2 protein-coding genes are annotated in these 2,533 nt (G+C 68.2%); both read left to right on the top strand.

Annotated elements, in window-relative coordinates; all coding sequences use genetic code 11:
• The first annotated feature begins 118 nt into the window (after window positions 1–118).
• A complete protein-coding gene (istA, locus tag MFF56_RS31735) occupies window positions 119–1,624 on the top strand; it encodes an IS21 family transposase (RefSeq protein WP_066924498.1) in 1,506 nt (501 codons plus the stop codon).
• Window positions 1,624–2,355: an IS21-like element helper ATPase IstB gene (gene istB / locus MFF56_RS31730; protein ID WP_066924500.1), complete on the top strand. Its 732-nt coding sequence runs from the start codon at window positions 1,624–1,626 to the stop codon at window positions 2,353–2,355. The genes istA and istB overlap by 1 nt, the downstream gene beginning before the upstream one ends.
• The last annotated feature ends 178 nt before the right edge of the window (window positions 2,356–2,533 follow it).

Genomic DNA, 2,533 nt, shown 5'->3' with positions numbered 1-2,533 from the left:
TGGGTATCGGCGTGGAAAAAGGACCCGGCTGAGGGGCTGATCGGCGTCCAATAGGGACCCACCCCGCCCCCGTGCATCTCTTGCTCCCTACCGCTCACGGTCAGGGAGCCAGCCGGGGATGTTGATCGTGGAGACCATCGCCAAGATCCGGCGCCTGTTCCGCGAGCACCGGAGCATCCGGGAGATCTCGCGCGAGCTGCGCCTATCCCGCAAGGTCGTGCGCAAGGCGCTGCGCTCGGACAAGACCGCCTTCGCCTACAAGCGTCAGCACCAGCCCCGACCGCAGCTCGATGGGCACATCGCGCGCCTGGACGCCCTGCTGGCCGAGGAGCTGGCCAAGCCTAAACGCGAGCGCCTCAGCCTCACACGCCTGTTCGAGGGGCTGCGGGCGGAGGGCTATGCCGGCGGCTACGACGCGGTGCGCCGCTACGCGCAACGCTGGTTCACGGAGCATGCCGCCACCGCCGCGGGCGTGTTCGTGCCGCTCGCCTTCGCCCCGGGTGAGGCCTACCAGTTCGACTGGAGCCATGAGACCGTCCGGCTCGCCGGCGTCACCACGCAGGTCAAGGTCGCCCATATCCGGCTCTGCCACAGCCGGCGCTTCCTGCTGCGAGCCTATCCGCGTGAGACGCAGGAGATGGTCTTCGACGCCCACGAGCACGCCTTCCGCTTCTTCGGCGGCTCCTGTCGGCGCGGCATCTACGACAACATGCGCACGGCCGTCTCGGCGATCTTCGTGGGTCGCCAGCGCACCTTCAACCGCCGCTTCCTGCAGCTCTGCTCACATCACTTGATCGAGCCCACCGCCTGCAATCCCAGCGCGGGCTGGGAGAAGGGGCAGGTCGAGAACCAGGTGCGCACCGCGCGCAACCGCTTCTTCAAGCCGGTCCTGCGCTTCGAGACGCTGGCTGACCTCAACCACTGGCTGGAGGAGCAGTGTCGGCTCTGGGCGGCCACCGCAGCCCATCCGGTGCAGCGCGACCGCACCGTCCAGGCCGTCTTCGAGACCGAGGATCAGCCGGCTCTGATCCCCTACCGCGGCGCGTTCGACGGCTTCCACGAGGTCGAGGTCGTCGCCTCCAAGACCTGCCTCGTGCGCTACGACTACAACCGCTACTCGGTGGCCGCCCGGGTGGCCGGGCGACACGTGCAACTGCGTGCCTATGCCGACCGGATCGCCGTCTTCCTCAACGGTGAGATCGTGGCCGAGCATCGGCGCTGCTTCGGCCGCTACCAGACCATCTTCAACGCCTGGCACTACCTGCCCGTGCTGGCCCGCAAGCCCGGAGCGTTGCGCAACGGCGAGCCCTTCCGTGACTGGGATCTGCCCTGCGGCTTGGCTCAGATCCGCGAGCGGTTGCGCGCGCATGCCGACGGCGACCGGCAGTTCGTCGCGATCCTCTCGGCGGTGCCGGAGGCAGGCTTGGAGGCGGTCGAGGCTGCATGCATCGCGGCCTTGTCCGCGCGTCTGTTCAGCGCCGATGCGGTGCTCAACCTGCTCGCGCGTGGCCGCGAGAGCCTTCCGCCTACGTCGGTGCCGACGCCCGCCGGCCTGACGCTCGGGATCGAGCCTGCGGCCGATTGCGCACGCTACGACGGCCTGCGCGCTTTGGAGGCGATCTGATGGAGCGGCACACCGTCGTCGAGCTGATGGTCAAGCTCAAGCTGCGCGGCATGCGCGCCGCCTACGACGAGATCATCACGCAGGCCGGCAAGCGCGGGCATGCGCCGGAGCGGGTCGTGGGGGATCTGCTGGCCGCGCAACTGGCTGACATGGAAAGCCGGGCCACGGCCTACCGCATGGGCAATGCCAAGTTCCCAGTCCTGAAGACGCTGGCCGAGTTCGACCTAGCCGCCTCGCCCGTGAACACGGCGATGGTGCGCGATCTGCACCAGGGCAACTTCCTCACCGACAACCGCAACGCTGTGCTGATTGGCGGCACGGGGTCGGGCAAGACGCATCTGGCCATCGCGATCGGGGCGAACTGCGTGCGGGAACGCGAGGCGCGGGTGCGTTTCTTCAACACAGTCGATCTGGTCAACCAGCTTGAGGCGGAGGCGCGGGCGGGCAAGGCCGGTCGGCTGGCCTCGCAGCTGGCACGGATGGACCTCGTGATCCTGGACGAGCTTGGCTACCTGCCGTTTCCGCGTGCGGGCGGGCAGATGCTGTTTCATCTGATCAGCCGGCTCTACGAGCGGACCTCGGTGATCGTGACGACGAACCTGCCGTTTGGCGAGTGGCCGAGCGTGTTCGGGGACGCGAAGATGACGACGGCGCTGCTCGACCGCCTGACGCACCACTGCGACATCCTGGAGACGGGCAACGCCAGCTGGCGGCTGAAAACCCGCAGCTGAATGCCGTTCATGTCGTGGGGCCAGGCTCAATCCGGCGTCAGGCTGGATACGAGGCCGATGCCGCTTCGCTGACCCGACCGGCTGCGCGACATCGGCCTCTGCGTTGGCGCTCATGCGCGGCGGCCGGTGGGTCCCTTTTGGACGCCGATCCTGGGTCCCTTTTGGACGCCGATTGACA

Source organism: Methylobacterium hispanicum (assembly GCF_022179285.1).
Taxonomy (GTDB): Bacteria; Pseudomonadota; Alphaproteobacteria; order Rhizobiales; family Beijerinckiaceae; genus Methylobacterium; species Methylobacterium hispanicum.
This window is presented reverse-complemented; position numbering and strand designations above follow the sequence as displayed.